Source organism: Sphaerotilus natans, assembly GCF_900156335.1.
GTDB lineage: Bacteria > Pseudomonadota > Gammaproteobacteria > Burkholderiales > Burkholderiaceae_C > Sphaerotilus > Sphaerotilus natans.
In genome coordinates this window covers 101,597-125,877 of record NZ_FTMZ01000003.1, presented here as the reverse complement: position 1 = coordinate 125,877, position 24,281 = coordinate 101,597, and the positions used below count along the sequence as shown (strand labels likewise).

At 72.7% G+C, this 24,281-nt stretch carries 19 protein-coding genes and 1 tRNA gene; 4 read left to right on the top strand and 16 right to left on the bottom strand.

The window, feature by feature from the left end:
- Positions 1-41: 41 nt before the first annotated feature.
- The 4 genes from BW996_RS03820 to BW996_RS03805 form a co-directional block, all read right to left on the bottom strand.
- Positions 42-710 (bottom strand): trimeric intracellular cation channel family protein, encoded by a 669-nt coding sequence (locus tag BW996_RS03820; RefSeq protein ID WP_081837940.1) that lies wholly within the window; start codon positions 708-710, stop codon positions 42-44.
- Positions 707-1,558: a peptidoglycan DD-metalloendopeptidase family protein gene (locus tag BW996_RS03815; protein ID WP_037478248.1), complete on the bottom strand. Its 852-nt coding sequence runs from the start codon at positions 1,556-1,558 to the stop codon at positions 707-709. The genes BW996_RS03820 and BW996_RS03815 overlap by 4 nt, the downstream gene beginning before the upstream one ends.
- Positions 1,555-2,130 carry a hemerythrin domain-containing protein gene (locus BW996_RS03810; protein WP_037478246.1) on the bottom strand — a complete coding sequence of 192 codons (576 nt, stop codon included), beginning with the start codon at positions 2,128-2,130 and terminating at the stop codon, positions 1,555-1,557. The genes BW996_RS03815 and BW996_RS03810 overlap by 4 nt, the downstream gene beginning before the upstream one ends.
- A 71-nt stretch (positions 2,131-2,201) precedes the next feature.
- The gene (locus tag BW996_RS03805) at positions 2,202-2,984 is read right to left on the bottom strand and encodes a hypothetical protein (RefSeq protein ID WP_037478244.1); all 783 of its coding nucleotides are present in this window, start codon (positions 2,982-2,984) and stop codon (positions 2,202-2,204) included.
- Between the two features lie 91 nt (positions 2,985-3,075).
- On the opposite strand from BW996_RS03805, the gene BW996_RS03800 reads away from it, so the two are divergent.
- Positions 3,076-3,930, top strand: a complete 855-nt coding sequence (locus BW996_RS03800; protein ID WP_037478242.1) for an AAA family ATPase — start codon at positions 3,076-3,078, stop codon at positions 3,928-3,930.
- Between the two features lie 21 nt (positions 3,931-3,951).
- On the opposite strand, the gene BW996_RS22030 is transcribed toward BW996_RS03800, so the two are convergent.
- Genes BW996_RS22030 through BW996_RS03770 form a run of 6 tightly spaced genes read right to left on the bottom strand, consistent with a single transcriptional unit; the run spans position 3,952 to position 9,987 of the window.
- The gene (locus BW996_RS22030; RefSeq protein WP_037478240.1) at positions 3,952-4,386 is read right to left on the bottom strand and encodes a type IV pilin protein; all 435 of its coding nucleotides are present in this window, start codon (positions 4,384-4,386) and stop codon (positions 3,952-3,954) included.
- Complete coding sequence (locus BW996_RS03790; RefSeq protein ID WP_051631543.1) at positions 4,383-7,328, bottom strand: pilus assembly protein; 2,946 nt, start codon at positions 7,326-7,328, stop codon at positions 4,383-4,385. Before BW996_RS03790 ends, BW996_RS22030 begins: the two co-directional genes overlap by 4 nt.
- Before the next feature lie 4 nt (positions 7,329-7,332).
- Positions 7,333-7,887, bottom strand: a complete 555-nt coding sequence (locus tag BW996_RS03785) for a pilus assembly PilX family protein (RefSeq protein ID WP_162177946.1) — start codon at positions 7,885-7,887, stop codon at positions 7,333-7,335.
- A gap of 8 nt (positions 7,888-7,895) precedes the next feature.
- Positions 7,896-8,924: a PilW family protein gene (locus tag BW996_RS03780; protein WP_037478236.1), complete on the bottom strand. Its 1,029-nt coding sequence runs from the start codon at positions 8,922-8,924 to the stop codon at positions 7,896-7,898.
- A gap of 26 nt (positions 8,925-8,950) precedes the next feature.
- Positions 8,951-9,442 carry a type IV pilus modification protein PilV gene (gene pilV, locus BW996_RS03775; RefSeq protein WP_139330733.1) on the bottom strand — a complete coding sequence of 164 codons (492 nt, stop codon included), beginning with the start codon at positions 9,440-9,442 and terminating at the stop codon, positions 8,951-8,953.
- Positions 9,439-9,987 carry a GspH/FimT family pseudopilin gene (locus tag BW996_RS03770; protein WP_051631540.1) on the bottom strand — a complete coding sequence of 183 codons (549 nt, stop codon included), beginning with the start codon at positions 9,985-9,987 and terminating at the stop codon, positions 9,439-9,441. The genes pilV and BW996_RS03770 overlap by 4 nt, the downstream gene beginning before the upstream one ends.
- 112 nt (positions 9,988-10,099) lie before the next feature.
- On the opposite strand from BW996_RS03770, the gene BW996_RS03765 reads away from it, so the two are divergent.
- From BW996_RS03765 to BW996_RS22435, 3 genes are read left to right on the top strand one after another with little or no spacing between them, the layout of a single operon-like run.
- Positions 10,100-11,290, top strand: a complete 1,191-nt coding sequence (locus BW996_RS03765) for a vWA domain-containing protein (protein ID WP_037478234.1) — start codon at positions 10,100-10,102, stop codon at positions 11,288-11,290.
- Positions 11,287-13,197 (top strand): autotransporter assembly complex protein TamA, encoded by a 1,911-nt coding sequence (locus tag BW996_RS03760; protein ID WP_081837937.1) that lies wholly within the window; start codon positions 11,287-11,289, stop codon positions 13,195-13,197. Before BW996_RS03765 ends, BW996_RS03760 begins: the two co-directional genes overlap by 4 nt.
- Positions 13,198-13,238: 41 nt before the next feature.
- On the top strand, positions 13,239-17,660 hold the full coding sequence (locus tag BW996_RS22435) for a translocation/assembly module TamB domain-containing protein (protein ID WP_139330732.1): 4,422 nt from the start codon (positions 13,239-13,241) through the stop codon (positions 17,658-17,660).
- 43 nt (positions 17,661-17,703) lie between these two features.
- Here BW996_RS22435 and BW996_RS03750 read toward each other — a convergent pair.
- The 6 genes from BW996_RS03750 to BW996_RS03725 form a co-directional block, all read right to left on the bottom strand.
- A tRNA-Arg gene (locus BW996_RS03750) sits at positions 17,704-17,778 on the bottom strand.
- Between the two features lie 65 nt (positions 17,779-17,843).
- Positions 17,844-18,899: a hypothetical protein gene (locus tag BW996_RS03745; protein WP_037478232.1), complete on the bottom strand. Its 1,056-nt coding sequence runs from the start codon at positions 18,897-18,899 to the stop codon at positions 17,844-17,846.
- An 8-nt stretch (positions 18,900-18,907) separates the two neighbouring features.
- On the bottom strand, positions 18,908-20,497 hold the full coding sequence (locus tag BW996_RS03740; RefSeq protein WP_037478231.1) for a hypothetical protein: 1,590 nt from the start codon (positions 20,495-20,497) through the stop codon (positions 18,908-18,910).
- Positions 20,498-20,584: 87 nt separating this feature from the next.
- Positions 20,585-21,997: a GGDEF domain-containing protein gene (locus BW996_RS03735; RefSeq protein ID WP_051631538.1), complete on the bottom strand. Its 1,413-nt coding sequence runs from the start codon at positions 21,995-21,997 to the stop codon at positions 20,585-20,587.
- 122 nt (positions 21,998-22,119) lie between these two features.
- Positions 22,120-23,169, bottom strand: coding sequence for a patatin-like phospholipase family protein (locus tag BW996_RS03730; RefSeq protein WP_051631537.1), 1,050 nt, complete (start codon positions 23,167-23,169; stop codon positions 22,120-22,122).
- A 64-nt stretch (positions 23,170-23,233) separates the two neighbouring features.
- Entirely contained in the window at positions 23,234-24,277 is a 1,044-nt protein-coding gene (locus BW996_RS03725) for an OmpA family protein (protein ID WP_037478230.1), read from the bottom strand.
- Between the last annotated feature and the right edge of the window lie 4 nt (positions 24,278-24,281).

The window sequence follows — 24,281 nt, the reverse complement described above, 5'->3', positions numbered from 1 at the left end:
GAAAAGTCGCGGCGGTCGAGGATCGAGATTAGCACCGCCATTCAGTCCATGCGCCACGCCGGCAGCCGCCAGTCCAGCGCCACCGCCAGCCAGCGCAGCACGATGGTGACCGCCGCCGAGCCCAGCAGCGCCGCGTCGGCCGACCAGTCCAGCCACTGCGCGGCCAGCACCAGCGCCCAGCCGCCGATGAAGACGCACAGCGCGTAGGGGCGGTGGTCGCGCAGCGTCGCCGGGATCTGGTTGCAGACCATGTCGCGCAACACGCCGCCGAAGACCGCGGTGATCACGCCCATCAGCACCGCGATCAGCGCCGGCATCTGCACCGACAGCGCAATCTGCGTGCCGGCGGCGCCGAACAGGCCCAGGCCCAGCGTGTCGGGCCAGAACATCGCCCGCTCGGTCAGGCGCAGGTGGCGGGCGCGGATCACCACCATCGCGCCGATGCACAGCCCGAACACCGCCGCGACCTGGGTGCTGTGCTCGACCCAGAAGAAGGGCCGGCGGTCGAGCAGCACGTCGCGCAGCGTGCCGCCGCCGAAGGCGGTCAGGAAGGCGGCGACCACCACGCCGACCGCATCGAGCCGGCGCCGCGCCGCCTCGATCGCGCCCGAGAGCGCAAACGCCAGCGTGGCCACCAGCTCGACTGGCCCGACCAGGCCGGACAGCAGGTCCAGGGCCTGCGGCAGCAGCAGCGAGGACTCGGTGCTCATGCCAGGAACAGCGCCGGGTCGACTATCGCGCGGTTCAGGCTGATCGACCAGTGCAGATGCGGCCCGGTCACCCGGCCGGTGGCGCCGACATCGGCCACCCGCTCGCCGCTGCGCACCCGGTCGCCGGGGCGCACCTGCTCAGCCGAGAGGTGGCAGAACATCGACAGCAGGCCGCCGCCGTGGTCGAGCCAGACAGTGCGGCCATTGAAGAAATAGTCGGCGACATCGACCACCTCGCCGTCCAGCGGCGCCATCACCGGCGTGCCGATCGGCGCGGCGATGTCCATGCCGCTGTGCGGATTGCGCGGCTGGCCGTTGAAGACCCGGCGCAGGCCGAAGGAGCCCGAACGCGGCCCGGCCGTGGGCACGCGCATGCGCAGCGTGGCGGGCAGCGGTCGGCTGAAGCGGGCGACGATCTGCGCCTGGCGCTCGCGTTCGCGCTCGTGGCGGGCGAGGTTCTCGGGCGAGAGCTCGACATGGCGCGGCGCCACCGACAGGCGCTGCTCGGCGTAGCGGTGCGTAGCGATGCGGTAGGGCAGCCGCTCGGGCGGGCGATCGTCGCGGCGCACGACGATCTCGCCGGCACCGGGCGCGGCCGCCAGCGCCAGGCCGAGCACCGCCGTCCACGCGATCGGGTCGCCGACGACCAGCAGCGGCACGCCCTCATGCTCGGCGCGCGGCTCCTGCGCGGCAGGACCGATCGGGATCAGCACCACGCCGCCGGGCACCGCACGCTCCTGCGGCAGCTCCAGCGCCGCCACCGGCTGCGCGCGCGCGCCGGTCCAGCCCAGCGCCAGGCCGGCGCCGCCGCCGAGCGCCAGGCGCAGCCATTCGCGGCGGGCGCTCATGCCGCCCCTCCCGGCGCCCGGCGGCGCGCGGCCATCTCGGCGCCGATGCCGGCCAGCGTCGCGGCGGCGGCGGGCTGCGCGTCGATCCCGGCGCGGGCCTGCGGATAGGCGCGGCCCTCCTCCGCCGCGATGTGAGCGGCGTAGAGCGCAGCCCAGGCCTGGCGCTCGGCCTCAAGCGGAAAGTCGCGGCCCGGGCCGTCCCCGTCGGACGCCTCGCGCCAGGCCCGCAGCGGCTCGCGCAGACGCGCCCACAGCAGCTCCATGCGGCGGTGCTCGGCCTCGAGCGTGTCGGCCAGCGCCAGTGCCTCCGCCGCGCCCGAGGCACGCAGCCGCGGCAGCACATGGCGCTCCTCGTCCTGATGGTGATGCGGTGCGGCCAGGTCGAAGTAGCGCAGCACGTCGGCGGCGGCCGAGCGCGAGGCCGCGTCATGGCCCTGCGCGCGCACATGCGCGACCAGGCGCTCGAACAGCGCCAGCGTGCGCTCGACCCGCTCGTGGCAGGCGGCAAGCATCTCGAAGGGCTGCTCGAAGCCGATCGCGGGGGAATGGAAGCCGGGAAGCGTCATGGGCATGAGGAGAAAGATGGATCTTCTTCAGCGGCAGCAGATGGTCGAGCGCCATCGCGGCCTGCACACCCGCCGCTTCAGGCCGCCAGCGCCGGCCGGCACTGCGGCGTGCGCGGATCGCGCAGGCGCTCGAGCAGGCGGTCGACATCGAGCACCGGCTCGCCGTGGGCGCCGCGCTCCTGGCAGACCAGCGTCGCGAAGTCCGGCGCCCAGTCGGCCAGCCGACCGATCTGCTCGCGCCGCACCGCCACCCGCAGGCCGACCTCGATGCCGGCGGCCTGCAGGTCGCGCACCAGCAGCGGCAGCCGCGAGCCCACCGGCCGCTGCCGCCAGATCGCGCCGGGCTCGGGCGCGCCGGTCTCCAGATCGATCAGCAGCGCACGCACCCGCTGCTGCCGGGCCAGCGAGGCCAGCGCCTCGAGCCGGTCGACCGCACCGGCCTGCGGCGCGCCGGCCAGCAGCGGCAGCGCCAGCACCGGCATCAGCAGCGGCTGGCCCGCCTCGGGCCGTGCGGCGGCGATCAGCCGCAGCAGCGGCACCGCGCCGGCCCCCTCGCCCAGCGGCACCGCGATGCGGTCGACGCCGGCATCGCGCAGCGGCTGCAGACGGGCCTGCAGCGCCGACGGCCCCGCCAGCGCCGGCAGGGCCGCATCGATGACGATGCCGTCGGCCTGGTTGCGCACCTGGGCGCAGATCGCCCGCACCCGCTCGGGCGGTGCCGTCTGCAGATCCAGCCCCAGGGCCCCTGCCCGCACCGCCGCCGCCGCGTCCTGCGACGACCCCACCGCCACCTGCCAGCGCATGACGTTCTCCTTGCCTGTCGGCCCTTGGCCCTTGCTGTCGATGCGCGGATTGTCCATGACCGGCCACCCCGGCCGCCCGGCAGCGCCTCGATATACTGGCCCGCGCCCAGAACCGCAGCGCAAGAGCGCACACACGAGGACATTTCGCATGAAGTTCACCGGCTCCGACCAGTACGTCGCCACGCCCGACCTGATGCTCGCGGTCAACGCGGCCATCCGTCTGCAGCGCCCGCTGCTGGTCAAGGGCGAGCCCGGCACCGGCAAGACGATGCTGGCCGAGCAGGTGGCCGCCTCGCTCGGCCTGCCGCTGCTGCAGTGGCACATCAAGAGCACCACCAAGGCGCAGCAGGGCCTGTACGAGTACGACGCGGTCAGCCGGCTGCGCGACAGCCAGATGCCCGATGCCGACAGCGCCGAGCGGGTGCGCGACATCCGCAACTACATCGTGCCGGGCATGCTGTGGCAGGCCTTCAGCGCCGAGCAGCCGGTGGCGCTGCTGATCGACGAGATCGACAAGGCCGACATCGAGTTTCCGAACGACCTGCTGCGCGAGCTCGACCGCATGGAGTTCCACTGCTACGAGACGCGCGAGACCATTCGCGCGAAGCACCGCCCGCTGGTCTTCATCACCTCGAACAACGAGAAGGAGCTGCCCGACGCCTTCCTGCGCCGCTGCTTCTTCCACTACATCCGCTTCCCCGAGGCCGAGACGCTGCGCCGCATCGTCGACCTGCATTTCCCCGGCCTGAAGCAGGATCTGCTGGCCGCCGCGCTCAAGAGCTTCCAGGACATCCGCAACCTGCCGGGCCTGAAGAAGAAGCCCTCGACCTCGGAGCTGATCGACTGGCTGCGCCTGCTGCTGGCCGAGGACATCGGCGCCGAGGCGCTTCAGAGCGCCGACCAGAAAGTGGCGATCCCACCGATGGTCGGCGCGCTGCTGAAGAACGAGCAGGATCTGACGCTGTTCGAGAAGCTGGTGTTCATGCAGAGCCGCAACCGCTGAGGCGCGGCACCGCGGGCCGCATCACCAGCACTTCTCGACCGGTCGCGCCGAGGACTCCAGACCGCGGGTGCCGGCCTGGTCGTAGGTGTAGTTGCCGCAGGCGTCCGAGGCCTGCGCGCCGCTGCGGGTGGCGCGGATCTGGAAGCCGCTGGCATCCTGGCGCACGATCGACAGCGTGTAGTGGCGCTGCGGCGAGACCGTCGGGTAGAGATCGCCGGCGGCGCTGCCCAGGCGGATGTTGGCGTAGGTGCCCTGCTCGGTGTAGACCCGCTCCATGCGCTGCGCCAGCTCCAGCAGCGCGGCCTTGGCGTCGGCGCGCCGGGCCGAGGCGACCTGCTCGCGGTAGCTTGGCAGCGCCACCCCGGCCAGGATGCCGATGACCGCCACCGCGATCATCAGCTCGATCAGCGTGAAGCCGCGGGACCGGCGGCTGGACCAGGGACGATGGACATTCATTGCAGCTGCTCCCAGCTTGAACGGCCGGAGGTCGCGGTGATGCCGCTCTCGCGGATGCGCACCGTGGTCCCGGACGAGGTGTTGACGATCTTGTCGTCGAGCGCGCGGTCGGACGCACGCACGATGCTCGGGGCCGACGGGATGCCACCGACCCGCACGCCGGAGACATGCGCGAGCTGGCCCGACAGCGTGAGCCGGTCGGCCGCATCGACGCGGTTGTCGCCATTGGTGTCGAGCGCCGGACTGTCGGCGCGGTTGCCGGTGATGGCGTCGAGCTCCATGACCCAGCCGTCGCCGCCATAGGCGCAGGGGTCGCTGCTCGGGATCAGGGTCGAGACGATCACCTTGCCGGCGCGGATCAGCACCTCGGTGACGATGCGCTCGCCGCTGGCAGGCAGGTCCAGCCGCCAGCCCTTCCTGCCGGTGCGAAAGGCCGTCTCGGTGAGCTGGTTGTCGCCGCTGAACAGCGTCGAGGGTCGGCCCACCGCATAGGTGCTGAACCGGTAGGTGCGACCGTCGCCGCCGGTCTGCGTGCCCAGCACCGACTGGCTGACCAGCTCATTGGCGGACACCGTCGTGCCGCTGTCGCGGATGCCGTAGAGCGTCTGTGTCGTCGTCGAGCTCAGGTCGCCGCGGCTCAGATAGCTGCCGGTGCCGAAGCTCACCAGATAGCCGCCGGCCGGATGCGGCGTCACGTCCGGGCGTGCGGTGATCGGCTGGCCGGAGGCGGTGGAGAACAGCGGCCGGGGCGCCGCCGCCGGGCCGTAGGCCACCTTCCAGGCCAGCGGATCGCTGGCCGACAGGTCGAACTTCCACATCTGCCCCTGCTGATCGCCGGCATAGATGACGTCGACCACGCCGTCACCGGCCGTGCTGATGCCGGTCAGCCCCAGCAGCCCGTTCGGGCTGGCGGCCGTGCCGGAGCGCGTGCTCACCCGCACCGGCACGCCGGTCTCGGCATCGATGACCAGCAGCTGCGCGACGCCTCCGGTGCTGTTGAGGCCATTGCCGGAAAAGACCATCCAGCGGCCGTTGCGCGCCTTGGCGATCAGCGGCTGCTGCAGGATGTGGCCGACCGAGGTGTCGCTGCCGTCGATCTCCCAGCGCGCCACCCTCGAGGCGGTCGCCTCGGTGAAGTTCGCCGGATCGCTGATGTCCAGCGCATACAGGCCCTTGGCGCCGGCGCCGCCCGTACCCGCCAGCAAGGTCTTCCAGCCGCCGGCGTAGTGCACGTCACCAGCGGCCAGCGGGCCGTCGACGCTGTACTGATGGGTGTAGCCGGCCTCGGGCAGCGCGGCCAGCCGGTCGGCGACCAGGCCGGGCACATAGGCGAAGAGCTCGTCGCCGGTGCGGGCATCGAAGGCATGCAGCTGGCCGTCGTTGGCCCCGACATAGACCACCGGCGCCATCGCCGCCCGCGCGCGGCGGAAGGTGTCGTAGGCGGCTGCCTCGGCGCTGTCGCGCACGAAGCGCCCACCGCTGGTGACCAGCAGCGGCGTCGAGTTGACGATGTCGCCCAGCACCGTCGTCGGCCGGTTGCGGAAGGCCGCCGGCGCGGTGCAGGCCGGGCAGCGGCGCAGCTCGCGGCTGGCGTCGCCGCGCAGATAGTTCAGCCGCAGCGCGCCGTGGGTGTCGACCACGCCAGCGCCGTTGCGATTGAGCGCGGCCACCAGCGTCAGCGGAATCTCGGTGGCGCCCGGGGCGGCCGCATTGGCCGGCCAGCGAAACGGCACGCCGCGGCTGCCCAGCGCCGAGGCGGCGCGGTAGGTGAGGATCTGCCGGCCGGTGCTCCAGTGCTTCAGGCCCAGACGCTGGCCGGCCTCCCAGGTCGGCGTGGTGGCCAGCGCGCCGCTGGAGAGCATTTCCAGCGCCCGCAGCTCGCCCGACCAGTCGCCGGTGTTGAAGCGCGCCTGGAAGACCTGGGTGCCGCTCTTCCAGGCGCCGGTGCTGATCGCCACCCCGGCCGAGGCGGCGGTGCGGGCCTGGATATCGGCGGTGATCTGCGCGAAGGCGGCGTTGAGGGTGGCGCGGTCGGTGGCCATGTAGGCGCTGCCCGTGCCGCCGACGGTGGCCATGCGGTTCATCGCGGCGATCGAGGCCTGATTGGTCGCCACCTCACCCAGGCCGACGACATAGGTCTGCACGTCGTACTGCCCGTTGATCGCGGCATTGCCGCTCACCGTGAGCGTGCGCAGGCGACCGATCTCGGTGAACACATCCTGGGCAGCCTGACCGAAGACCCAGCTGCCATTGACCTGCTGGTTCGTGATGTCCTGGTCGGAGTAGGCCGCCCCGCCGATCCGGATCGTCGGATCGCCATCGGTCGCCAGCAGCACATAGTTGCGCTGGCAGGTGCGGTTGGTGATGGGAGAGGACGTGCCCGACAGTGTGTTGGCGTAGTACTGGAAGGCGGTCCGCATCGCGCCTGGCAACGGCGTACCGATCGATCCGTTCTTGATCTCCGGGGTGTTGAGGTTCTCGGTTTCCGTGGCCAGCAGGCTGAGCAGCGCCGACTGGTGCGCGGCCGAATCGTCCTGGACCGCCCGGCGCAGCAGGCCCATGCCCGCCGTGCTTCTGCTGTAGTACATCACCGGCAGCGAAGACCGGCTGTCGTAGGTCGGGCCATAGAGGCCCTGGTTCTCGAAGGTAGCAAGACCCCAGCGGAACTGGCTGCGGTAGGTGCCGATGATGTCGCGCAGCGCCGCACGCGCGATGTTGCCCCGCGTGTTGGGATGCGCCAGCAGGACGGTGCCCTGCCCGCCCGGCAGCATGAACTCCATCGACGGCGAGTTGTCGTAGACGACCAGCACGTTCGGCTTGACCCCGGCCTCCAGATACAGCGGCGACTGGGCCAGGCTGACCGTCTGCGCCAGCGCCGGGCCGGCGACCAGCGCCAGCAGCGCCGGCAGCGGGGACAGGCCAATGCGGGGATTTGTCTTCATCGCGTCATCGCTTGATGTAGGTCGACTGCAGCACCACCACCGTCGAGCTGCGCAGGCCGACGCCGCGCGCGGTGATGCGAAACACCTGCGGCAGGTCCGCCAGCGGCGCCGACAGGCTGGCCGAGGTGCCGGAGGTCGGGTTCAGCGGCGGCAGGCGCTCGACGATGTAGCGCGGCGGCGCGGCCAGGCCCGGCAGCGCGGCGGCGCCGGTGGCGCTGCCGTAGGCGCGGCTCTGGCCGGCCGAGGTCGACCAGTCGATCGTCTGCCACAGCGGCCGCGAGGTCGGTGCGGCCGAGCTCATCGAGGGCGGCAGGCACAGGCCGGCCGTGCAGGTCGTGGTGAAGGCGCTGTCGTAGCTCAGGTTGGCCTGGATGTCGGCCTCGGCGTCGCGCAGCGCGGCCTCGGCCGCCTGCATCGCCTGCTGGCGGTCGCGGGCATGGCCGGCCATGCGCTCCTGCAGCAGCCCGGCGTTCATCGCGCCGACCCCGAGCGAGGCCAGCACCGCGATCAGCAGCAGCACGGTGACCAGCGAGAAGCCACAGGGGCGGGAGATCGGCATCGGCATCCTCATCGGCTGCTGTTGCGCAGCGAGGCGGAAAAGGACACGCTGCTGCGCAGGCGCCGGTCGGTCGGCACGATCTGCACGCCGTCGAAGGTCACCGGCTGCGGCGCGGTGGCGACCTGATCGTCCGCCCCCACCAGCAGCAGCGCGACCTCGGCCGAGACCACCTGCAGCCAGTCGGCGACCTGGGCCGGCGCCACGAAGGCCTCGGCCGTGCCGTCGGCGTTGGTGTCCAGCCCCAGCCGCAGCGCCAGGCGCTCGACGCCGGTCAGCAGTTCCTGTGGCTGCGCCGAGCCGTCATAGGCCGGCACGGTGTTCGACCACAGCGCCATCATGCCGGCGCGACCGGGGCGCCGGCTTGGCGCCAGGTAGTAGGTGGTGGTGGCCAGACGGTGCACCACCGCGTCCTGCAGGAAGACGCGGCCCAGATCGGCCTGGGCGTTGCCGGGCTGCAGGCTGCCGGCCGCGCTGTGCTCGATCGCGCCGTCGCCGCCGGGCGTGGCGTTGCTGGCCTGGAAGACCACCGCGCTGCTGCAGTCCGACAGCAGCAGCAGGTCACCGCGCTGGATGACCGAGGTCGGCGTCACATTGACCACCGCGGTGCCCGAGACCATCGCCGCCGTCAGCGCCCAGCCCGGGCCGACGGTGCGGCGCACCGTGACCACGTCGCCCGCCCGGTCCGGCGCCGGCGACAGCCCGGAGATCGAGGCATCGAGCGCCGGCTGCCAGGATCCGCCGTCATGCCGCGAGACCTGCAGGCCCCGCGCGAAGTCGATCTGGAAATCGCCCGGATTACGCAGCAGATTGCTCAGCGTGGTGCCCGCGCCCTGGCCACGGCAGCCGCGGAATCCGGCCATGCGCAGGTCCGTGCCGAGCCGCTCGGCCGCGAAGCGCCCGCCCTCCTGCAGCCGCGCCACCTGCGACTGCGCGTTGAAGGTCAGGCGGCTGCCCAGGAACAGCGACCCGGCGATGCCGACCAGGAACAGCCCGATCGTCAGGCCGATCATCAGCTCGACCAGGGTCATGCCGCGCATCGGATGTCGCAGAGGCCGCCGCAGGCTCATGGCTGCACCACCATCACCAGCCGCGAGGTCCGCTCGCGCTCGCGCCAGAAGATCTTGACCGCCAGTCGCGTGCCGCTGCCGTCGCAGGCCGGGGCGGCGGCGCTGCCATCCTCGGGCGTGGCATCGCGGCAGATCACGCCCTCGCCCTGGGGCATCAGCGCCGCCAGGTCGGCACGCCAGCGGAAGAAGTCGCGCTGCGCGATCTGCGCATCGCTGCACGGCGCGGCCAGGCTGCAGGCCGGGCTGAGCGCGGCCGGCGCCAACAGCGCGTCATAGCGCCCGGCCGCGACGCCGGCCGGATTGGCGCGCATCCGGTCGGCCGCATCCGAGGCCAGCACGGTGGCCTGGCTCATCCAGGCCGCGCCCGACTGCACGCCCAGGCTGCGCAGCTGCAGCGCCACATGGCCCAGCGCCGCCAGCGACAGCACCACCAGCGTGACCAGCGCCTCGGTCATCGCGAAGCCAGACTGCGGGCGCGGTCGTCTCACCGGCAGTCTCCGATGCGGCTCACATCCGCCAGGCCGGTCGGCTGGATGGCAAAGGCGCTGCCCTGCGTCGCGCCGTTGCCGGGGCACAGGCGCATCGTCAGCGTGACGCTGCGGCCGAGAAAGCCGCTGGGCGCGAAGCTGACCGGCGCATCGCCGCCGAAGCGCAGCGGCGCCGGCGGCGCGGCAAAGCGCCTCACCACCGTCTCGGCCGGCCCGGCGGTGCCGGAGCCGTCGGCATCGACCACCACCTGCCAGCCCTGGCCGTACTCGTTGCCGGCCGCCGGCGCGGCCGCCAGCGGCAGCAGCAGCACCGGCAGGCCGGTGCGCACCGCCTCCGAGCGCGCCAGCGCCAGCGCGGCCGAGAACTCCGCCGACACCGCCGCCAGGCGCTGACGCGCAGCGAACGTCGCCAGCGAAGGCAGCACGAAGGCGGCCACCAGCGCCACCAGCGCCATCGTCACCAGCAGCTCGATCAGGCCGAAGCCGCACGCCGGCCGGGCCGCAGGCGTGCAGGACCATGGCAGCGACAGCGCATCAGGGTTCATCCAAGGAATTTCGGCCCCGGTGCAGCCCGTCTGAAATCGACAAGCGCCGGAACATCCGGGACAAGCCCGGCCAGATCGCCGCTTGCGCCCGGCTCTGGCTAGACTGTCGGACATGCTGATCGACTTCCTCCAGACCCTGCGCGCCGCCCGGCTGCCGGTGTCGGTGCGCGAGCTGCTGGTGCTGCTCGAGGCACTGAAGCTCGGCGTGCTCGACGACGACGAAGGCCGTCGCCTGCCCAGCCTCGACGACTTCTACGTTCTCGCCCGCACGATCATGGTCAAGGACGAGGCGCATTTCGACCGCTTCGACCGCGCCTTCTCCGCCTACTTCAAGGGCGTGGAGATGCTGACCGAGAACCTGCGCGAGCTGCCCGAGGACTGGCTGCGCCGCACGCTCGAGCGCGAGCTCTCCGCCGAGGAGCGCAGCCGGCTGCAGGCGCTGGGCTGGGACGAGCTGATGGAGACGCTCAAGAAGCGCCTCGAGGAGCAGAAGGAGCGCCACGAGGGCGGCTCGAAGTGGATCGGCACCGGCGGCACCAGCCCCTTCGGGCACGGCGGCCACAATCCGCGCGGCATCCGCATCGGCGGCCCCGGGCGCGAGCGCAGCGCGGTCAAGGTCTGGGAGCAGCGCGCCTGGCGCGACTACGACGACACGGTCGAGCTGGGCACGCGCAACATCAAGATCGCGCTGCGGCGGCTGCGCCGCTTCGCGCGCGAGGGCGCCGAGACCGAGCTCGACCTGGACGACACCATCCACTCGACCGCGGCAAACGCCGGCCTGCTCGACATCCGCCTGGTCCCCGAGCGCCACAACAAGGTCAAGGTGCTGCTGCTGATGGACGTCGGCGGCACGATGGACGACCACATCCCGAAGGTAGAGGAACTCTTCAGTGCCGCGAAAAGCGAATTCAAGCACCTCGAGTTCTACTACTTCCACAACTGCGTCTACGACCACGTGTGGAAGAACAACCGCCGCCGCCACGCCGAGAAGCTGCCCACCTGGGACCTGATCCGCAAGTACAACAAGGACTGGAAGCTGATCCTGGTCGGCGACGCGACGATGAGCCCCTACGAGATCACCCAGATCGGCGGCAGCGTCGAGTTCCACAACCCGGAGGCCGGCGCCGACTGGCTGCAGCGCCTGACACGCGCCTTCCCGAAGTCGGCCTGGATCAATCCGGAGCCGCAGGGCGTCTGGCCCTACCGCCAGAGCATCGCGATGATCGAGCAGCTGATGGGCCACCGGATGTTCCCCATGAGCGTCGCCGGCCTCGAGCAGGCGATGCGGCTGCTGTCGAAATGAGGCGGGCGAGACCGACGGGACGCCTGCAACGGCTGGCGGGGGTGAGCGTGGCGGCGCTGCTGGCCGCAGCGACGGCCCAGGCCCAGGAACCCGCCCCCGCCCCGAACCCGGCCAGTCCGGTCGTGCAGGAGTCCGCCGCGCCCGAGGATGTCACCTGGACGCTGGAGATCGAGGCGCCCGAGCCGCTGCGCGCACTGCTGCAGCGCCACCTCGACCTGTCGCGCTATCTGGCCAGCCCGGAGACCGCGCAGGTGCCGCGCACCGAGCTGATGCGCCTGCGCCAGGCTGCGCCGGCCCAGGCCCGCGCGCTGCTCGAGACCGAAGGCCGCTTCGGCGCCGTGGTGCGCACCGAGGCGAGCGACCGCGGCGAACGGGTCACCGTCGTGCCGGGGGGGCCGGCGCTGCCGCAGGTCCGGCTGCGCCTGATCGTCGAACCCGGACCGCAGACCCGGGTGGAGAGCGCGCGCATCGAGTTCGAGGGCGCGCTGTCGCTGGCCGCCGACAACGGTGACACCAGCGCACAGATGCTGCAGCGCCAGGCGCGCGAGAGCTGGGCGCTCGGCCCGGGACAGCCCTTCACCCAGGACGGCTGGAGCAGCGCCAAGGGCGCCACGCTGGCGCTGCTGCGCGCCCAGGGCCACGCGACCGCGGCCTGGAGCGGCACCGTCGCGCAGGTCGATGCGGCGCAGGCCCAGGCCCGGCTCTTTCTGGTCGCCGACAGCGGCCCGCTCTACCGCTTCGGCGAGATCCGCTACGAGGGGCTCGACCATGTGCGCATCGACGCGGTGCAGGCCCTGCAGAACTTCGCGCCCGGCGATCCGCTGCGCGAGCAGACGCTGCAGGAATTCCAGGCGCGGCTGACGCGCTCGTCGCTGTTCGACACCGTGGCGGTGCAGATGGAGCCCGATCCGGCGCTGGCCGAGGCGATGCCGGTCACGGTGCGGCTGCGCGAGCGGCCGCTGCAGCAGGCCACGCTCGGCCTGGGCGTGTCCGATGCCAGCGGCCCGCGCATCACGCTCGAGCACCAGCACCAGCGCTGGTTCGGCTGGGGCTGGCAGGCCCGCACCCGGCTGCAGCTGGCACAGACCGACCGGCTGGCCGCGCTCGACCTGACCTCGCATCCGCATCCCGGCCCCTATCGCAACGTCGCCGCGGCATTGGCCCAGCATGCCGAGGCCAGCGGCTTGGCCGTGACCACGCAGAGCGCGCGGCTCGGCCGCAGCAAGGACGACGAGCGGCTCGAGCGGCTCTATTACCTGGAGTGGCAGCGGGTGCGCACCCGGGTGATCGACGACGGCTCGGTCAATGACGACACCACCGCGCTGAGCCTGAACTATCAGTGGATCTGGCGCGATCTCGACAACGCGCTGCTGCCGACCCGCGGCACCAGCCTGTCGCTGCTGACCGGCGCGGGCCAGTCCTACCGCGCCACCCCGCGCGAGACCGGCGCGTTTGCGCGGGCCACCGGCCGGCTGACCCGCTACGAGCGGCTCGGGCCCTGGTACGCCAGCGCCCGGGTCCAGCTCGGCCAGGTCTTCGCCCGCGATGCGGTGGCGGTGCCCTACACGCTGCTCTTCCGCGCCGGCGGCGACGACAGCGTGCGCGGCTACGGCAGCCAGGATCTCGGCCCGGTCGACGCCGATGGCGATGCGGTCGGCGGCCGGGTGCTGGCGGTGGCCAGCGTCGAGGCCGGCCATCCGCTGCGCCGGGGCGATCCGGCCTTCCAGGGCGCGGTCTTCGTCGATGCCGGCAACGCGGAAGCCTCCTGGAAGGGCTTCAATCCGGTGCTCGGCTACGGCGTGGGCCTGCGCTGGCGCAGCCCCGTCGGCGCGCTGCGGCTGGACCTGGCCTATGGCCAGCAGGCGCGCCGGCTGCGGCTGCACTTCAGCCTGGGCATCACCTACTGACCGATCGACTGACCGCTTGACTGACTGATTGATGGATGCCGATGCCTGATCCGACCGCCCAGGCGAACAGCGACAGCGCGGCCGCTGCCGCCGTTCCTGTGCCCCCCGCCCGCCCGGTGCGCTCGATGCTCGGGCGCGTGCTGGTCGTGCTGCTGGCCTTGCTGCTGCTGGCGCTGGCCGCCGGCGCGCTGCTGCTGTCGGCGCTCAAGACCGAGGCGGGCAGCCGCCGGCTGCTGTCGCTGGTGCCGGGGCTGCAGGTCGACGGGCTGCGCGGCCCGCTGGCCGGCGATCTGGACATCCGCACGCTGAGCTACCCGCTCGGCCCGAGCCAGACGCTGCGCATCGACGGCCTGTCCTGGCGCCTGCCGGTGCTCGACTGGCCGAGTGGCCAGGCGCCGGCGCTGCGGCTGGCACGGCTGCAGATCGAGACGATCGACCTGCAGGGCCGCGCCGCCGACAGCTCGCCGACGGTGCTGCCGCGCTCGCTGGTGCTGCCGCTGTCGCTGCAGATCGACGAGATCCGCATCGGCCGGCTGATGCTGGACGGCCTGCGGGAGCAGCCGCTGCACGATCTGTCGGCGCGGCTGACGCTGCCCGCCGGACCGGCCGGCCGGCACCGGCTCGACGCGATCGCGCTGCGCCGCGATCAGCTGCAGCTGCGCGGCCAGCTCGAGATCGGCGCCGCCGCGCCGCTGCCGGTGCAGGCGCAGTTCAGCGCCCGCACCGAGGCCGGCACCCGCAGCACCGCCGCACTGCCGACCGACTGGCAGCTCGACCTGGGCCTGAGCGGCCCGCTGGCCCGGCTGGAGGCCAAGGTCAAGCTGCTCGCACGCGGCCAGGCGCTCGAGGCCGAGGCCCAGTTGCGGCCGGAGCAGCCGCAGCCGCTCTCCAGGCTGCAGGCCCGGCTGCAGGAGGTCGATCTGGCGCCGCTGTCGAGCCAGCTGCCGCAGACCGCGCTGAGCGGCAGCATCGAGGCCCGGCTCGAGCCGGGCGGCACCGGCAGCGCGGGCGGCACCAGCGCCGGCGGCCGTTCAGCCGCGCCGCTGCAGCTGCAGATCGACCTGCTCAACCGGCAGCCCGGGCGGCTCGATCGGCAGCGCCTGCCACTGGAGTCGCTGCGCATCGGCGCGACCGGCGACCCCTCGCACCCGGACATCGGCACGCTCGAGACCCTGCGCCTGGTGCTGCACGATGGCAGCGGCCCGGCCGGCACGGTGCTGGGCAAGGGCCGCTGGAGCCGCTCCGGCCCGGACAGCGGCAGCCGGCTCGAGCTGGCGCTGAGCGCCACGCTGCAGGAGCTGCAGCCGGCCCGGCTCGATCCGCGGGCACCCGCGATGCGGCTGAGCGGGCCGCTGACCCTGAGCTGGAGCCAGCCGCCCGCCGACCGTGCCGACCAGCCCCCGCGCGCGACCCTGCAGACCGACCTGCGCGGCCGCCATGAACGCAAAGACCTGCCCGATCTGCAGTTGCAGCTGCAGATGCGCGGCACGCCCGAACGCATCGACCTCGAGAAGCTGCGCATCGGCAGCGACGGCGCGCGGCTGCAGGCCGAGGGCCGGGCCGAGCGGGTCGATGCCGGCCGGCGCTGGCAGCTTCAGAGCCGGGCGACGCTGGAGCGCTTCGACCCGTCGCTCTGGTGGCCGGGCGAGCGTCAAGGCGCCTGGCAGCGCGGCCCGCATCGTCTGGACGGTCGCATGGATCTGGCGCTCGGCCTGCCAGCCACGCCGCCGGCCTCAGGCGACCCCGGCGCCTGGCTGGCGGCACTGGACGGCCAGGCCCGGCTCGAGATCGCGCCCAGCCTGCTGGCCGGGGTGCCGCTCTCCGGCCTGCTGCAGATCAAGGGACCGCCCCAAGGGGCCGGTGCCGACCGGATGCTGCAGGCCAAACTGGATGCACGTGTCGGCGCAGCCCCCGGCCCGGCCGGCCAGGCCGGCGCCACCGACCTGAGCCTGCGCGGCCAGCTCTTTCCCGCCACCGCCGCGCCTCGCCGTGCCGGCGGCGAGGACCGCTGGCAGTTCACGCTGCGCAGCGGTGCACTGCAGGCGCTGCAGCCCTGGCTGCAGCTGGCCGGCAACCCGGCTCCCCGGCTGGCCGGATCCCTCGACGGCAGCGGCACGCTGCAGGGCCGCTGGCCGCAGCTGCGGCTGCAGGCGCGCCTGGACGGCCGCCAGCTGCAGCTGCCCGACGGCCTGGACCTGCGCCAGATCGGACTGCGGGTCGATGCCGGCCTGCGCAGCGCCACCGACCCGATCGAGCTGGATCTGGATCTGGCCGGTCTCGAGCGCCCCGGCCTGCAGCTCGAGCGGCTGACGCTGCGCGGCCGCGGCAACCCGGCCGAGCACCGGCTGGAACTCGACAGCGAGATGACAGCCAGCCCGGCGCGCCGGCTGCAGGCGCGCGCGGTGCTGGAGGGCCGCCTGTCGGCCGGCGGCCGCAGCTGGCCGCCCGCACCCGAGGCGCCGCTGGACTGGCAGGGCCGCCTGCGCGATGTCGCGCTGCTGGGCGCGCTGCCGGCCGCCCTGGCGCCCCGGAACGGCAAGACCGACAGCAGCAGCAACAGCAGCAGTAACACCAGCAGCGCCAGCCCCCCTGCCCTTCAGCCGCTGCTGCGGCTGGCCGAGCTGCCGCTGGCCCTGCAGCGCCAGCCCGACGGCCGCCTGTCGGCCCGCGCCGGGGCCGCGCGCCTGGAGACGCTCGACGCCCGGCTGGCGCTGGACCAGCTGGAGTGGCAGTCGGCCGCCCCCGGCAGCACCGACGCGCCACGGCTCGCGCTGCAGGCCCGGCTCGAGCCGCTGGCGCTGGCGCCGGTGCTGCAGAAGCTGCAGCCCGACCTGGGCTGGAGCGGCGACCTCACGCTCGACGGCCGGCTCGACCTGCAGTCCCGCGACGGACGCACCACGATGTCGGCGCTGCTGCGCCGCGCCAGCGGCGATCTCAGCCTGGAGGATGCCGAACTGGGCACCGGACCGCGCCGGCTCGGCCTGGGCGAGATCGCGCTGCAGATGCAGGCCGACGGCGGTCTGTGGCAGTTCAGCCAGCGCATCGACGGCAGCCAGCTCGGCCACATCGAGGGCCGCCAGACGGTGCGCACCACGCCCGACAAGATGTGGCCGCCGGCCGAGGCGCCGCTGGAGGGACGTCTGGCGCTGGAGGTGGCGCAGCTCGAGCACTGGGGCGGCTGGCTGCCGGCGGGCTGGCGCCTGAGCGGCCGGGTCGGCGGTCAGGCGCGGCTGGATGGCGCGTTCGGTCAGCCTCGCTATGCCGGCGAGCTGCAGGGCGACCGCATCGCGGTGCGCAATGTGCTGGAGGGCATCGACTGGCGCGATGCCACGCTGCGCGCCAGCCTCGACGGCGACACCGCGCGCATCGAGCGCTTCGCGATGCGCGGCGGCACCGGCTCGCTCGAGCTGAGCGGCCAGACCACGCTCGACGCCCGGCCGGTGCTGACGCTGCGCATGACGGCCGACCGCTTCGCCGCGCTGCAGCGCATCGACCGCCGCGCCAGCCTCAGCGGCAGCGCCGACCTGCGCGTCGATGCGGCCGAGACCCGTCTGCAGGGCGCGCTGAAGGTCGACGAGGGTCGCTTCGACTTCAGCCAGTCCGATGCGCCCAGCCTGGGCGACGATGTCGATGTCGACCGGGGACGCGGCGCGAACCGCCAGCGCGAGACCGCCGCCCGCGGCAGCCCGCGCAGCACCGCGCTGGACCTGCGCGTCGATCTGGGCGAGCACTTCCAGCTGGTCGGCCGCGGCCTGAGCACCCGGCTGACCGGCGAGCTGCGCCTGAGCAGCCCGGCCAACCGGCTGGCGGTCAACGGCAGCATCCGCGCGGTCGACGGCACCTACGCCGCCTATGGCCAGAAGCTGCGCGTCGAGCGCTCGGTCATCAGCTTCACCGGCCTGCCGGACAACCCGCGGCTGGACATCGAGGCGATCCGGCCGGATCTGGAGGATGTGCGGGTCGGCATCAGCGTGACCGGCACCGCGCAGCTGCCCCGCATCCGGCTGATCAGCGAGCCCTCGATGAGCGACACCGACCGGCTGTCCTGGCTGATCCTGGGCCGCGCCTCCGATGGCCTGGGCCGCACCGACATGGCGCTGCTGCAGCGTGCCGCCACCGCGCTGATCGCCGGCGAGAGCGACGCGCCCTCGCTGGTCGAGCGCATCGGTCTGGACCAGTTCTCGGTGCGCCAGGACGGCGAAGGCGACAGCCGCGAGACGGTGGTCACGCTGGGCAAGCAGATCAGCCAGCGCTGGTATGTCGGCTACGAGCGCAGCCTCAACGCCGCCAGCGGCACCTGGCAGCTGATCTACCGCGCGGCGCGGCGCTTCACGCTGCGCGCCCAGTCCGGCGCCGAGAACGCGCTCGACCTGATCTGGACCTGGCAGTGGGGCTCGAGCTCGCTGCTGCCGCCGATCGGCCAGCCGGCAGAGCCCGCCAAGGACAAGGCCCCGGCGCGGTGAGCGCGACGGGGCCTTGGGGGATGGATTCGGGATCCGTGTGGGTTGGTCCCTCCGACAGGAATCGAACCTGTATTTGGCGCTTAGGAGGCGCCCGTTCTATCCATTGAACTACGGAGAGGAACCGAAGCCCGCAATTGTAGCTTCAGCGCGATCGCCCAGCGCCGGGGCCCGGCGCCGGATCCGCTAGAAGCGGTGCGCCAGCGCCAGCTCCACCTGGGTCTGGCGGGTGGCGAAGCGGCTGGCGGTGCGGGCGGTGTAGAGCATCGGCACTTCGCCGACCAGGCGGTGGTCGGCATGGCGCAGCTGCACCGACAGCCGCGTGTCCGGGCCGAGATCATGCGCGAGCCGCGTTGCCAGCGTGAGCACTCGGGTGACCGGCGCGCGCACGCTCGACAGGTCGTCGAGACCGGGGCGGCTCCAGTGCTGCAGATCGGCGCCTCCGGACAGCAGCCAGCGGCCCTGGCGCCAGTGCAGCGCCGCGCCCAGGTGCATGAAGCGCGCCCGGTAGCGGGTCTCGCGCTGGGCGTCGAACTTCAGCAGGCGGTTCGGCACGCTGATGATGAAGGCTTGGGCACAGTCGTCGCCGGGTCGGGCGATCAGCTGCGTGGCGCCGAATTCCAGATCGTGACTGCAGCCGCCGACGCGTGCCGTGCCGCCCAGGGCGGCATTCGACACCTCGCTGCGCCCGAGCCCGGCCGCGGCCGTCAGCACCAGCCCGGGCCAGGGCAGCGTGTGCTGGCCCAGCAGGTCGAGTTGCCACTGGCGATCGCGCGGGCGCTCGACATCGAAGCGGCTCAGCTGCGCGTTCAGGCCGCTGACCTTCAGGCTGCCTCGGGTGGCCTGCGACAGCCGGTCGGCCTGATGTCCCCAGGCCCCGGCCTGGAGCGCCCAGCGTGTCAGGCCGGACGCATCGGTCGGCAGATGCCAGCGCAGCGAGGCGTCCCAGCCCTGCAGCCGGTGCAGGTCCTCGCCGTCATGCAGCGTCATGTCGCGCAGCGTCAGTCCGGCCTGCACGTCCTGCCAGCGTGCGGACAGCGACAGCCGCTCGATGGCGGCCGCCTCGCGGTCGCTGCCGATCGCCCGGCCGAGCGGTCGGGCGATGTCATGTCCGGCCTCGACCTGCCAGCGCAGGCCAGCGGCTGGCGGCTCGTCGATCAGCGGCAGCGTGTCGAGCGCCACCGCCCCGGCCGGTGCGGCCGCCAGGGCCAGCAGCCAGCCGGCGCCAGCCCTTGTGCTCATGGCTGGACTCAGAAGGTCACCCGACCCTGGATCGCGACGCCGCCGACCTCGGCGGCCGTCGCGCTGCTGCCCGGCGTGCGCACCGCGATGCGCGACAGGCCCAGGCGGGTGCCGTCGGCACGGCGCATGTCGGCGCCGGTGGCGACCATGCGCACCCGGAAGGTGCCGGTCTCGGCCAGCGTCTTGTCGATCAGCGAGGTGTTGTCGGGGAAGTTCTTGCGCAGGCCATCGGCTATCTTCTGCAGATCGATGCCGACGCCGCTGTCGCAGCTGCACAGGATCTTCGCGCTGATGTCGGTGATCGCCTTCGTGCCGGTGCCGATCTCGATGCCGGTGCCGGTCTTCAGGTAGAGATGCAGCCGGGCCGCATCGTCGATCATGGCCTTGACCGTGCCCTGGCTGTCGCGCGACAGCGTCACGCCGGCGAGCCGGGCCTGCAGGATGCCCCCGGTGGCGGTGTTCTCGATCTCGATGCCCAGCACCAGGTCGGCGCCGCCCTTCGGCAGGGCCAGGCTGGTGGCGGTCAGCGGCAGCCAGACATGCTCGAGCGAGGCCAGGGTCTGGCCGCTCAGCGTCAGACCGGCCGAGCTCTCGAACTGGGTCATCGTCGCGGTGACCTCCTCGCCCTGCAGCGGAACGATCTCGATGCTGTCGTCGCTCAGGTAGATGTACTGCGGCTTGGTCAGCTCGGTCGCGTCGGAGAGCTGGGTCTTGGCCGCGGCCACCGCGCTGCTGTCGCTCAGGTCGACCGAGCCGACCAGGGTCAGTACCGCGGTGCTCGACAGCAGATCCTTGGCCGCCGACAGCGAGGCGGCCTCGCGGGTCTTCTGCGCCAGCACCGTCAGGCCCTGGGTGGAGAGCTCGACCGCAGCGGCCAGCTGGCTGGCGCTCCAGACCGCATTGCCGCTGCTGTTCTTGTTGCCAGCCTCCAGGCCGGCGCTGACCGCGGCATTGACCATCGCACGCAGCGAGGTCTCGCTGGCGAAGACCGGCGTGGTGCTGCTGCGCGCCTGGGTGGCGATGGCGGCCACCGCGCCGCGGAAGGCCGCAGCCGGGCTGCCGCCAGCCTCGGCGCTGAGCTCGGCGATGTCGGCCAGCACCTTGGCCACCGCAGCAGCGGTGGTCGCACGCGCACTGTCGGTGACCGGATTGAAGGTCGCGACATCGATACCCGCCAGACCCAGACCGCTCAGCACCGCCTGGAACTCGGTGTCGGACAGGCCGCTGACCACCTTCAGCGTGGTGAAGGGCGACACCACGCCACTGCCAGCCGGCGCGATGAACTGGCCCTTGGGCGCCTTCAGCGTCGTCAGGTCATAGCCGGTCTCGGCCACCGAAGCGATCTGCGAGCTGCAGGCGCTGGAGAAGGCATAGGCCCCCGCGCTGTCGGTCACGGCCGACTTCTCGCCGGCGTCGAGCACGCCATTGCCGTTGTCGTCGCAGAAGACGGTCGCACCGGCGATCAGGTCATCGACGAGCACGCCCGACGAAGCCGAGGCAACCGGCACGACCGGGGTGTCAGGGCTGTCGCTGCCACCGCAGGCAGTCAGCCCGAAAGCCAGGACAAGGGAGGCGGAAAGAAGGCGCATCTGGTGCATGACGGGAACTCCTGCATCTGGGGGGATCCAGTCGATGCTATCGACGCGTGCCACGGCCTGATCGCGCGAAAGGCCGGCCTTAGGCGGTCAATTCACGCAGAGCCGATCGCGGCCGGTCTGCTTGGCCTGGTAGAGCGCGCTGTCGGCCCGCCGCAGCAGGCTGAGCTCGTCATGGTCGCGCGCCGGATCGAAGGCCGCGGCGCCGAAGCTGGCCGTCACATGCGCGGCCACCGGCGAGGCGGCATGCGGCAGCCGGCGCTGATGCAGCAGCTCGATCAGCCGCCCGACCAGTGCGGTGGCGCCCTCCAGGCCGGTGCCGGGCAGCAGCACCGCGAACTCCTCGCCCCCGTAGCGCGCGGCCAGATCGCTCTGGCGAGTAAAGACCGCCTTGAACAGCAGCGCGAACTGGCGCAGGCAGTCGTCACCGGCCGAGTGGCCGTAACGGTCGTTGTAGGCCTTGAAGGCATCGATGTCGGCCATCACCAGCACCAGCGGCTGACCGCTGGTGCGGGCCTGCTCGACCTGGTCGCGCAGCTGCTCGTCGAACAGGCGCCGATTGGCCAGCGTGGTCAGCGCATCGGTGGCGGCCAGATGGCGCAGCCGGTTGCGGTCCTCGTGCAGGTCGGTCTCGTCGGACAGGCTCAGCAGCACGCCGCCGCGCATCGGTGCGATCTGCACCTGCAGGTAGCGCAGCCGACCGTCGGCGGCCATCAGCACCCGGGTGATGCGGCTGACCCGGCCGCTGCGCATCACCTGCAGGCATTCCTCCTCGGCATGCAGCAGCCGCCAGTCCGGCAGCACCCGGTGCACCAGCCGACCCGCCAGCGAATCGCGGTCAATCTCGAACAGCTCGGCCAGACGCGGGTTGGCCATCAGCACCAGCCAGCCTGCGCCCTCCTCCTGCGGTTCGCCGGCATCGGGCGTGTCGACCCGGCGCAGCGCCAGCAGCGCGTCACCACTGGCGTCGACCACATCGGCATACAGCTCGTGGCGCATCTGCAACGGCCTGGAGTAGACCAGCACCCACTCGCCGCCGTCGGACGGTGCCAGCGGCAGGATCAGCCGCTCCCAGGTGAAGACCGGCTGGCCGCGCTCGGCGGCATGGACCGTGTAGATCGGCTGGCCACGCTGCAGCGCCTCGGTCTGCAGCGCGCCCAGCAGCGCGGCACGCTGCGGCCCGAGCTCCGACAGCCGCGTGCCAGTGCGATCGATGCCGGTATGGCGGCAGATCTCGCTGCCGTAGTGGCCGTAGACAAAGTCGTCGCCCGCCCCATCCGCGGGGTCTGGCGCAGGCTCACGTCGCAGCAGCATCAGCCGGCCATGCAGGCGATGCCACAGGCCGTCGGCAAAGGCCGCCAGCGGCACCCGCCCCTGCGCATCGCGGCTCTGGCGCCAGCGGTCGCACAGCACCGCGATGTCCGGGCTGCCGGCCCTCGCCTCGATGTGCTCGCGCACCACCTGGTGCCAGCGGCCCGAACCGGTCTCGACCCCCTCGACCATTGCTTGTGCCTGTGTCCTCTCCAGCGCCCCGGCCGGAGCGCCACACCCTGGAACCCCCCGGTTAGGGCGGTCATTTTTCACGAATCCAATGCCTGTCCGAAATGATACGGGAGGCAGCAGCCTCAGCCGAAGGCATCGGTCAGATCGACCGTCGAACGTCGCCCGATCGCCTCACGATGCTGCGCCAGCCAGTCCTGGGCACGCTGTCGGCCCAGATCGCGCAGATGGATCAGAAAGGGCTGGTGCGCGATCAGGCGAGACTCGGCCGGCAGCTCGGCCAGCTGCTGGCGCTCGTCGATCAGATGCAGCCGCAAGCCACGCAAGCGACGTGCCAGAGGACCGCAGGCCCAGCCGCTGCCGGCACGGGCATCCTGCCAGGCGCGCCCGAGCAGCCAGGCCTCGCGCTGGAAGGCGGCCCCGAAGGCGATGTCGAGCGAGCGCTCGCGGATGGCGCCGGCCCCGCCGGGCAGCTCGGCGAAGCGCAGCGGCATCAGCATCAGGATCAGCAGATCGGCCTCGGCCGGTCCATGTTCGACCAGCGGCCACAGCGGCGGGTTGGCGCTGAAGCCGCCGTCCCAGTGCGGCAGGCCGTCGATCATGACGGTGCGGTGCAACGTCGGCAGGCAGGCCGAGGCCAGCGCCACCTCCACCGACAGGCTGGCGTTGTCGAACAGCCGCAGCCGGCCGGTGTCGGCCCGGGTGGTGGCGATGAACAGGCGCGGCGCGTCCGCCTGGCGCAGCCGCGCGAAGTCGATGCGCTCGAGCAGCAGATCGCGCAGCGGATTGAGGTCAAGCGGATTGAGCTGCTGTGGCGCGAACAGCAGCCGGCTCCACTGCATCGCCAGGCGCACGCCGCCGTGCAGGCTGGGCCGGCGCTCGTCGCCGACGACGAACCAGTGGGTGGGCAGCAGCTCGCCGAGCCGGCGCCAGAAGGCGTCGAGCGCCTCGCGCGCGCCGTCGGGGCCGCCGCGCAGCCAGCCGTCGGCCAGCACCAGCGCGTTCATCGCCCCGGCGCTGGCGCCGCTGATCGCCTGCGGCACGAAGCGGCCGCTCTCGAGCAGCGCATCGAGCACGCCCCAGGCATAGGCGCCGTGCGCGCCGCCACCCTGCAGCGCCAGGCTCAGCGGCAGCGGCGTCCGGACACGCCGGCGCAGGATCGGGAGGTCGAACATCGCGTGCAGGCCGACAGCGCAGCCAAGTCATGCTGCACTGCAGTATGCACGCGGCCGGATGACCTCAGCGCGGCACGCCGGTGATGTCCAGCTCGACGCGGCGGTTCGGCTGCAGGCAGGCGCGCAGCGCCGCCGGGCTCTTCTGGCTGCACTCGACCACCGGCTGCTCGCTGCCGCGGCCGGTCGCGATCATCGCCACCGCGACGCCCCGACTGGCCAGATAAGCGCGAATCGCCTCGGCGCGGTCCTGCGAGAGCTTGCGGTTGTAGGCCTCGCCGCCGAGCCGGTCGGTGTGGCCGATCAGCTCGAGGCGATCGATGCGCGCATAGACCTTGTTCAGCCGCAGCGCCAGCTGGTCGAGCTGGGCGCGCCCGCCCGGCAGCAGGTCGTCGATGCCGCGGCGGTCGAAGCCGAACAGCACGCTGGCGCTCAGCACGATGCGCTCGTTGACCACCAGCGGCGGCACCGGCGGGGCCGGCGGCGCAGGCGGAGCCGGAGGGGTCGGCGGTGCGGGCGGTGGATCGACCGGGCACAGCTCGGCCGCGCGGGCCGCATCGCCGACCTGGTCTTCGGCGATCTGGATGTAGGGCTTGGCGTGGCGCCAGCCGAGCTGCTGGTGCTCGTTGCCGGCATGCACCAGCTCGACCTCGGCGCAGGCGGCAAGCTGCTGGGCGCAGGCCCAGCCGCGGTGCTCGCGCAGCGCGCCCAGCCGGGCCCACAGGTCCTCGCGCAGCCGCGCTGCGCCATTGACCAGCGGCGTCTGGCGCGACGGATCGGCCTCGGCACCGGCCACGCCACCGCCGGCCAGATAGCCGGTGATGCGGCGCGACTCGTGCAGCGCCTCGGCCGGGAAGGCCGAGCGGTCGTTGCGGGTGTATTCGTGGAAACTCACGTCCAGCCAGCATTGCGCCTTGGCCAGCGGGTAGCTGCGCAGCGGGTGGCGGCCGGTGGCGTTCAGCTCGGCGATGGCCTGCTGCTGCGCGCGGTAGGCGGCGTGGTCGGCGGCGAGCTGGCCATCGGTGGCGGCATCGGCGCGGGCGGCCACCGGCGCGAGCGTCAGCAGCGACGCCGCCGCCAGCGTGGAGAGGGAAACGCGAAGGTTCTTCATGATG

Bases quoted from the DNA above. Each gene is read 5' to 3' on its own strand.
- BW996_RS22435 (WP_139330732.1), top strand. From the start codon at position 13,239: ATGCCTGATCCGACCGCCCAGGCGAACAGCGACAGCGCGGCCGCTGCC.
- BW996_RS03815 (WP_037478248.1), bottom strand. From the start codon at position 1,558: ATGAGCGCCCGCCGCGAATGGCTGCGCCTGGCGCTCGGCGGCGGCGCC.
- BW996_RS03800 (WP_037478242.1), top strand. From the start codon at position 3,076: ATGAAGTTCACCGGCTCCGACCAGTACGTCGCCACGCCCGACCTGATG.
- BW996_RS03770 (WP_051631540.1), bottom strand. From the start codon at position 9,987: ATGAACCCTGATGCGCTGTCGCTGCCATGGTCCTGCACGCCTGCGGCC.
- BW996_RS03745 (WP_037478232.1), bottom strand. From the start codon at position 18,899: ATGAGCACAAGGGCTGGCGCCGGCTGGCTGCTGGCCCTGGCGGCCGCA.
- BW996_RS22030 (WP_037478240.1), bottom strand. From the start codon at position 4,386: ATGAATGTCCATCGTCCCTGGTCCAGCCGCCGGTCCCGCGGCTTCACG.
- BW996_RS03820 (WP_081837940.1), bottom strand. From the start codon at position 710: ATGAGCACCGAGTCCTCGCTGCTGCTGCCGCAGGCCCTGGACCTGCTG.
- BW996_RS03735 (WP_051631538.1), bottom strand. From the start codon at position 21,997: ATGGTCGAGGGGGTCGAGACCGGTTCGGGCCGCTGGCACCAGGTGGTG.
- BW996_RS03725 (WP_037478230.1), bottom strand. From the start codon at position 24,277: ATGAAGAACCTTCGCGTTTCCCTCTCCACGCTGGCGGCGGCGTCGCTG.
- BW996_RS03730 (WP_051631537.1), bottom strand. From the start codon at position 23,169: ATGTTCGACCTCCCGATCCTGCGCCGGCGTGTCCGGACGCCGCTGCCG.
- BW996_RS03765 (WP_037478234.1), top strand. From the start codon at position 10,100: ATGCTGATCGACTTCCTCCAGACCCTGCGCGCCGCCCGGCTGCCGGTG.
- BW996_RS03805 (WP_037478244.1), bottom strand. From the start codon at position 2,984: ATGGACAATCCGCGCATCGACAGCAAGGGCCAAGGGCCGACAGGCAAG.
- BW996_RS03810 (WP_037478246.1), bottom strand. From the start codon at position 2,130: ATGCCCATGACGCTTCCCGGCTTCCATTCCCCCGCGATCGGCTTCGAG.
- BW996_RS03760 (WP_081837937.1), top strand. From the start codon at position 11,287: ATGAGGCGGGCGAGACCGACGGGACGCCTGCAACGGCTGGCGGGGGTG.
- BW996_RS03780 (WP_037478236.1), bottom strand. From the start codon at position 8,924: ATGCGCGGCATGACCCTGGTCGAGCTGATGATCGGCCTGACGATCGGG.
- BW996_RS03785 (WP_162177946.1), bottom strand. From the start codon at position 7,887: ATGCCGATCTCCCGCCCCTGTGGCTTCTCGCTGGTCACCGTGCTGCTG.
- BW996_RS03790 (WP_051631543.1), bottom strand. From the start codon at position 7,328: ATGAAGACAAATCCCCGCATTGGCCTGTCCCCGCTGCCGGCGCTGCTG.
- BW996_RS03740 (WP_037478231.1), bottom strand. From the start codon at position 20,497: ATGCACCAGATGCGCCTTCTTTCCGCCTCCCTTGTCCTGGCTTTCGGG.